General features: G+C 40.9%; 7 protein-coding genes. 1 reads left to right on the plus strand and 6 read right to left on the minus strand.

The window, feature by feature from the left end; translation table 11 throughout:
* Positions 1-29: 29 nt before the first annotated feature.
* The 6 genes from CAPGI0001_RS00695 to rpiB all read right to left on the minus strand — a co-directional run bounded on the left by CAPGI0001_RS00695 (position 30) and on the right by rpiB (position 6,233).
* On the minus strand, positions 30-1,934 hold the full coding sequence (locus CAPGI0001_RS00695) for a S9 family peptidase (RefSeq protein WP_040359207.1): 1,905 nt from the start codon (positions 1,932-1,934) through the stop codon (positions 30-32).
* Between the two features lie 57 nt (positions 1,935-1,991).
* Positions 1,992-3,110: a molecular chaperone DnaJ gene (gene dnaJ / locus CAPGI0001_RS00700; protein ID WP_040359208.1), complete on the minus strand. Its 1,119-nt coding sequence runs from the start codon at positions 3,108-3,110 to the stop codon at positions 1,992-1,994.
* Between the two features lie 22 nt (positions 3,111-3,132).
* Positions 3,133-3,864, minus strand: coding sequence for a nucleotide exchange factor GrpE (locus CAPGI0001_RS00705; protein ID WP_002665577.1), 732 nt, complete (start codon positions 3,862-3,864; stop codon positions 3,133-3,135).
* Between the two features lie 95 nt (positions 3,865-3,959).
* Positions 3,960-4,736, minus strand: a complete 777-nt coding sequence (locus CAPGI0001_RS00710; protein ID WP_002665507.1) for a YoaK family protein — start codon at positions 4,734-4,736, stop codon at positions 3,960-3,962.
* A gap of 30 nt (positions 4,737-4,766) precedes the next feature.
* Entirely contained in the window at positions 4,767-5,786 is a 1,020-nt protein-coding gene (gene pheS / locus CAPGI0001_RS00715; protein WP_002665525.1) for a phenylalanine--tRNA ligase subunit alpha, read from the minus strand.
* Between the two features lie 15 nt (positions 5,787-5,801).
* Positions 5,802-6,233 (minus strand): ribose 5-phosphate isomerase B, encoded by a 432-nt coding sequence (gene rpiB / locus CAPGI0001_RS00720; protein WP_002665550.1) that lies wholly within the window; start codon positions 6,231-6,233, stop codon positions 5,802-5,804.
* A 132-nt stretch (positions 6,234-6,365) separates the two neighbouring features.
* Between rpiB and CAPGI0001_RS00725 the strand changes: the two genes are divergently transcribed.
* Complete coding sequence (locus tag CAPGI0001_RS00725; RefSeq protein ID WP_002665553.1) at positions 6,366-7,130, plus strand: MBL fold metallo-hydrolase; 765 nt, start codon at positions 6,366-6,368, stop codon at positions 7,128-7,130.
* Positions 7,131-7,283: the final 153 nt, after the last annotated feature.

Raw genomic sequence — 7,283 nt, forward strand, 5'->3', positions numbered from 1 at the left:
TGGCTTCTTCTTTATCCAAAATAATCAGCTTATTGTAGGGTTTCCTTTAGCCAATCAAAGAAGGTTCTTTGCCATAGTAAGGCGTTCTGAGGTTGTAATACCCAGTGATTTTCATCAGGGAAGTAGAGCAATTTGCTCTTGATTCCCCTGAGCTGAGCTGCAGTGAAGGCTTGGAATCCTTGTTCCTCAGGCACACGGTAGTCTTTTCCACCATGAATGATAAGGATAGGTGTATCCCAAGCGGCTACCTTCTCAATGGGGTTGAATTCGGTATAAGCTTTCTGAGCCAGAGCATTGTTTTTTTCCCAATAAGGGCCAGCAAACTCATGATTGTTGAAGAAAGTCTCTTCAGTAGTACCGAACATACTTTGGGTATTGAATACTCCACAGTGAGCGATAAAAGTCTTAAAACGCTTATTATGGATACCAGCTAAGTTATATACTGAATAGCCGCCATAACTAGCTCCCACAGCTCCTAATCGGTTACTATCTACATAAGGTTCTTTGGCAATATCATCAATAGCAGCGAGGTAATCCTTCATGACCTGTCCTCCCCAATCTCCACTGATCTGAGCATTCCATTCTACCCCATGTCCTGGCATACCACGACGGTTAGGAGCGATGACGATATAGCCTTGGGAGGCCATCAGCTGGAGGTTCCAGCGGAAGCTATAGAACTGAGTGAGCGCCGATTGAGGTCCTCCCTGACAATAGAGAAGGGTAGGATACTTCTTCTTAGGATTGAAATCAGGAGGATAGATCACCCAAGCGAGCATATCCTTGCCATCAGTAGTTTTGATAGTGCGTTCCTTTACAGGACACTTAGCTATATTCTTATACAAATAGTCGTTGATATGAGAGAGCTGTTTTACTTCTAAGGGAGCTTTTCTTCCTTTGAGGTTCACAGTATAGATCTCAGGAGCTCTGTTCATATCATTACGAGTCACCACTAAAAGGTCTCCAGATTGCCCTATGATATTGTTGATGTCAAAAATTCCTTTGGTAAGCTGTTTTACAGTAGGGTTTTTGGCAAAAGGCTCTATCTCAAAGAGTTGTTGAGTACCATTGGTAGCGGCGATAAAATAAATTTTCTTGCCATCATCACTCCATAGGTAGCTAAAAACTGTATTGTCCCAAGTGGCAGTAAGATTAATCTTCTGACCATTGTGAAGGATGTATAAGTCGTTCTTATCCGCTTCATTGCCATCTTCCTTCATGCTTAACCAAGCCAATACCCCTTCTTTGCTAAAAGAAGGATTGGTATCATACCCCATCATACCCTCGGTGAGGTTGGTTGTAGTTTTGGTAGCGATGTCATACTGATAAATATCGGTATTGGTGCTTACTACATACTGAGTACCTACCTTGGCTTTGGTTACATAGAGTACCTTTTTGCCATCAGGGCTCCATATATAATCCTCTTCTCCTCCATGAGGTTCTTGAGGACAATAGTAGGGAAGTCCCTGCATAATATCGGTAAGAGCTCCAGAGGCAATATTTTCTATAAATACATGATTATAAGAGCCTTCATTCCACTTATCCCAGTGGCGATGATCAAGTCCTTGATAGATTTTTCCAGAAGATTTGTCCAAATCCTTATAGAAATCCTTGGCAAGAACAGGAGTGAGTTTTACCTCCTTGTGGATGAGCTTAAGAGACTTATTGTTATTAAGTTTTTCTGTAAGCAGTTCCAACTGTTCCTTAGTGATGGATACCGTTTTCCCATCTTTGATAGCGAGCTTGTAATACTCTTTGTCAAAGGAATTATTTTTGACATTAGGAGTGGTAACCCCTATGAGTACATGGTTCTTGTCGGCTGTCATTCCGATGCCACTAACCCTATGCAGCTCCCATAACTTTTCAGGAGTAAGCGGCTGTTGTGCAAATGTACTATACACCATAAACAATGTAAGTATTAGAGTGATTTTTCTCATGATATATATAATTAGAATTATTTTTCATGATAGCTTAGAGAACAACCAATGAATCATTCAAGAGAACATATCCTTTACCTTCTCAAAGAAAGTTTTTTCCGATTTGTCCGGATTGGGGGTAAAATTCTCATCTTCTAACATTTTCTGGAAAAAGTTCTTTTGTTCTTTGGTCAAGGTCTTAGGAGTCCATACATTGACATGTACTAAGAGATCCCCAGTGCCATACCCATTGATATTGGGCAATCCTTTGTTCTTTAGGCGAAGGATTTTTCCAGATTGGATTCCTTCTTCGAGCTTGATACGAACCTTTCCAGTGGCTGTTTCTATATCTTTGGAAGTACCCAGAACAGCTTCAGGCATACTTATATAGAGATCCAAGTGAAGATTTTCCCCTTCACGCTTGAGAGTCTCATGCTCAATCTCTTCGATAAGTACCAAGAGATCCCCTGGAATACTGTTGCTTCCAGGAGCTTCATTTCCTTTTCCAGAGACTTTTAGCTGCATCCCTTCCATGACTCCGGCAGGAATCTTGATTGATACAGTCTCTTCTATGCTCTTGAGGCCTTGAGAGTCAGCCCCATCAGGTCTTTTGTCAATAATCTCACCACTTCCTCCACAAGTAGGACAAGGAGAAGAGGTTTGCATACGACCGAGCATAGTATTGACCTCACGGACGATACTACCATGACCATGACAGGTGGCACAACTCTTATAAGTGGCACCTTCTGCTTTTATTTTTCGTTGTACTTTTACTTTTTTCTCAGTACCTGTAGCAATATCGGCTAAGTTGAGCTTTACACGGATACGCAAATCCCCTCCCTTTACACGATAGGAATGAGAATTACCTCCTCCGAATCCTCCGAAACCAGAGAATCCGCTAAAGTGCCCACCAAATATATCCCCGAAGTTACGGAATATATCCTCCATGGTACTATATCCACCACCAGCACCCCCTTCGAAGGCAGCATGACCATACTGATCATACTGAGCACGCTTTTGTTCGTCACCAAGAATCTCATAGGCCTGAGCTGCCTCTTTGAATTTTTCTTCAGCCTCTTTGTCACCAGGATTTTTATCAGGGTGGTATTCTAAGGCTTTTTTTCGATAAGCTTTTTTTATTTCAGCGGCAGTAGCATTTTTGCTAACACCTAATATTTCGTAATAATCTTTTTTCATTTTTAATACTAAGAACAAGAACTTATTGTCCTACAACAACCTTTGGATAACGAATAATTTTGTCACCCAACTTGTATCCTTTTTCTACTACATCTAATACTTTTCCACGAAGGTCTTCTGTAGGAGCAGTGGTCTGAGTAATAGCCTCATGAATATCACTATCAAAAAGATCGCCAGTGTCAACCTGGATCTGTTCTAATCCTTTAGATCTTAGTGTATTAAGGAATTTGCTATGGATAAGTTCCACTCCACGAAGGAGGTTTTCATCTTCAGATTTGGATATTTCCACAAGAGCACGATCAAAGTCATCAAGGACTGGGAGCATAGAAAGTATGACATCTTGTCCTGCTGAGGTGAGCAATTCAAGCCTTTCCTTGGCAGTTCTTCTTTTGTAATTTTCAAATTCGGCAAACAGACGAGTGAATTTATCTTTTTCTTTATGTAGTTCAGCCTCTAATATAGAGATAGCCTCATCAGCTTCAGAAGAGTTATTTGACTGATTGTTATTGGATTTCTCAGTTTGTTTTTCTTCAGACTTCTGCTCAGGATTTTTTTTGATAATAATCTCAGGGAGTTCATCTTTTGTTTCATCTTCTATCTCTACATCAAGAGAATCCTGTGCAGTGGCTTGATGATGAGACTTTGGAGCTTCCTGCTCATGTATTTCATCAATAATTTCAGCATCTTGAAATTCAGCGTCCTGTATATCATCTGTATGGAAATCTCCTTGATGATGGTTATGTCCTGTATTCATAGGTTTATAATTTTTGTATTACTATTAATTACTATTTAGCTACCCCTATCAAAAGTATTGCCAAACTTAAAATAGTGACAAAATGACAGTTGCACTTATCGGGTGTGAGGTATAGTCTGTTTAGAATGATGTCGATGCCCCCTATGTTTTCTTTTTTTGGTGAGGTATCTAAAGCGTAAGTCGTCATAGTAAAGGCCAGAGAGTAGGATTCCTATAGCGAAGAAAAGTGTTTTGAGCTTTAGTCCGAGTTCTACGAAGGCAAATCCTGCAAAAAAGCCTCCTAAAAAGAAAAACAAGACGATAGATAGGCGTAAGCGAATGCTATTTTTGATTTTCTTTTCTTGTTCTTGATAGTTATTTCTCTTGAGATAAAATAGTTGAGAGAGTTCAATGCCTAAGTCTGTAAAAAGACCAGTGAGGTGTGTGGTGCGTACAGTAGCATTGGAAATCTTGGTCACAAAGGAGTTCTGCAATCCCATAGCATAGAGGAGCATAAAAGTAGTAGCTTCATGGGGAAAATCCAAAGAAATCCTATTGAGGAGAATGACTAAGCCCAATACAATACACTCCAAAATGGTAGGGCGGAAGTACTTATTCTGCCGCTTGTGATAGTTGGCTTCCTCAATAAGCCAGCCAGAAGAGAAGGAACCTAAGAGGAAGCATACTATGTAAAAAAGGTAAATAGTCCCCTTCCAGAACTCAGCGATGGACATATCATGAATGAAAAAAGCGAAGTGTCCAGTGACATTGGTAGTAAGCCGCCCCAAGAAGAGGAAGCCAACAACATTGACCATGCCAGCTACAAAAGAGAGAACAACAGCTATTTGTAGATTGTTCTTGGCAGAACGCTTTTTTCCTTGATGTCTGAACATGAGTCTAAGTCAAGAAAGGGGTTAAGAATCTTAAATAGAGCTTCTGAATTGTTCTAAGAAGCGTACATCATTTTCATAGAAAGCGCGGATATCTCCTATCTGATACAGAAGCATCGCTACCCTTTCCAATCCGATGCCAAAGGCAAAGCCGGAGTATTTTTGAGGGTCTATTTTACAGTTGGTCAATACATTGGGGTCAGTCATTCCACAACCCATAATCTCAAGCCAACCTGTACCCTTGGTAATGCGGTAGTCAATCTCATTGTTCAATCCCCAATAGATGTCCAATTCAGCACTGGGCTCAGTGAAAGGGAAATAGGAAGGGCGCAAACGTATTTTAGACTTTCCAAACATTTCTTTAGTAAAGTATAAAAGTGTTTGTTTAAGGTCAGCAAAAGAGACATTGGTATCAATATATAGCCCTTCTATTTGGTGGAAGAGACAGTGAGAGCGTGCCGAGATGTCCTCATTGCGATACACCCTGCCAGGAGCAATAATACGAATAGGCGGTTGGTGCTGCTCCATGTAGCGAACCTCCACAGAACTGGTATGTGTATGTAGCAGAATATCTGGACGAGTCTGGATAAAGAAAGTATCCTGCATGTCTCTGGCAGGATGATATTCGGGTAAGTTCAGTGCAGTGAAGTTGTGCCAATCATCCTCTATCTCAGGACCTTCGGCTATGTTGAAACCAATATTAGCAAATACCTCAATGATTCTATTCTTGATCAGGGAGACAGGATGACGGCTTCCTATTTCGATAGGGAAAGCCGGACGTGTAAGGTCATTGAGACTTTGGGTAGTCACATTCTGTCCACTGAGTTTTTCTTTAAGTTCATTAATCTTTGCCTCAGCTTTGCTTTTGAGTTCGTTGATTATTTGTCCGAAATCCTTTTTTTCTTCTTTGGGTACTTCCTTGAACTGCGCAAAAAAGTCATTGAGCAATCCTTTTTTACCAAAGTATTCTATACGGAATTGTTCTAATTCTTCTTTTTTTTCTGTAGCAAAAGCCTCTACACGAGCTATATGTTCTTTTATTTTATTAATCATGGGAGATTTTTTATGTTAGCATAGTTGAATTTTCTCTACACGGCGCTGGTGTCTGCCCTCTTCGAAAGGCGTTTCCAAGAAAGTCTTGACCATTTCCAAGGCTTGTTCAGCGGCTGTAAATCGGGCAGGGATGGCTAAGACATTAGCATTGTTATGTGCTCGAGCCAAGGCAGCTATTTCCTTGTTCCAGCATAAGGCGCATCGTACTTTAGGGTGCTTGTTGACTGTCATGGCGACCCCATTACCGCTACCACAAATGACAATTCCCCAGTCGGCTTCTCCTTTGTCAATCATTTCACCTACAGGGTGTGCAAAATCAGGATAATCTACACTTTGGGAAGTATCTGCTCCTACATTGGTTACTTGGTAATCTTTTGATAATAAGTACTGAAGAATCAAATTCTTATACTCAGTACCTGCATGATCATTTCCAATTACAATTTTCATCAGATAGTGTTTTTAAGGTGCAAAGGTACATATTTTTTGGTAGTTTCAAAAGATATTAGAGGAAAAAATTGTACCTTTGCGCAAGTATTGTATTTGCCAATAGAGAAAAGGCAAAAGACCAAAAAATATATAATGAAACTCACCTTTTTAGGTACAGGTACCTCACAGGGGGTACCTGTAATAGGTATGAATACCCCTGTGGCACATAGCCGCGATAAGCGAGATAAGCGCTTACGTACTTCCGTCCTACTTTCATGGGGAGGAGTTAATGTGGCTATAGACTGTTCTCCAGATTTTCGCCAACAGATGCTTTCCCATAAGGTACAGCACTTAGAGGCTATTCTCTTTACCCATGAACATGCAGACCATACGGCAGGACTGGATGATATACGCCCTTTTGTGCTCAAGCAAGGGGATATGCCCATCTATGGGTTGCCCCGAGTGATAGAGCAACTGAGAATACGCTTTGCTTATATCTTTGCTACCGAGAATCGCTATGAGGGTGCTCCCTCAGTGAGAGTGACTGAGGTCGATGCTTCTACTCCTTTTACACTCTTTGGACAGGAGGTAATTCCTATTGCGGTGGAACATGGTTCCTTGCCTATCTTGGGCTATCGTATAGGGAAATTAGCCTATATCACCGATGCAAAACATATCCAAGAGGCAGAACTCTCAAAACTTTATAAGGTGGATACCTTAGTACTCAACGCCCTACGTAAGGCACCTCATCCTACTCATCTGAATATAGCAGAAGCCATGGAGATTGTCAAAGAGGTACACCCTAGGCAGGCATTCTTCACTCACATCAGCCAGACAATGGGCTTCCATGCCAAAGTACAGAAGGAACTCCCTAAAAATGTATATTTGGCATATGATAAACTGACGATAAAGATTTAATTAGGAATAGGGAACAGTGAGATGCTGGTATTAACTGTAAGAAACGATCCAGTCAAGACACAATGCATTGTATCTCTACAATAAAACGCAATGAAATGCGCCTCTACGGAGAACGATGCCCACACTGGCGCGAGCTTGTAGAATTAGAAATCA

Source organism: Capnocytophaga gingivalis ATCC 33624 (genome assembly GCF_000174755.1).
Taxonomy (GTDB): Bacteria; Bacteroidota; Bacteroidia; order Flavobacteriales; family Flavobacteriaceae; genus Capnocytophaga; species Capnocytophaga gingivalis.

Bases quoted from the DNA above. Each gene is read 5' to 3' on its own strand.
- CAPGI0001_RS00695 (WP_040359207.1), bottom strand. From the start codon at position 1,934: ATGAGAAAAATCACTCTAATACTTACATTGTTTATGGTGTATAGTACA.
- dnaJ (WP_040359208.1), bottom strand. From the start codon at position 3,110: ATGAAAAAAGATTATTACGAAATATTAGGTGTTAGCAAAAATGCTACT.
- CAPGI0001_RS00705 (WP_002665577.1), bottom strand. From the start codon at position 3,864: ATGAATACAGGACATAACCATCATCAAGGAGATTTCCATACAGATGAT.
- CAPGI0001_RS00710 (WP_002665507.1), bottom strand. From the start codon at position 4,736: ATGTTCAGACATCAAGGAAAAAAGCGTTCTGCCAAGAACAATCTACAA.
- pheS (WP_002665525.1), bottom strand. From the start codon at position 5,786: ATGATTAATAAAATAAAAGAACATATAGCTCGTGTAGAGGCTTTTGCT.
- rpiB (WP_002665550.1), bottom strand. From the start codon at position 6,233: ATGAAAATTGTAATTGGAAATGATCATGCAGGTACTGAGTATAAGAAT.
- CAPGI0001_RS00725 (WP_002665553.1), top strand. From the start codon at position 6,366: ATGAAACTCACCTTTTTAGGTACAGGTACCTCACAGGGGGTACCTGTA.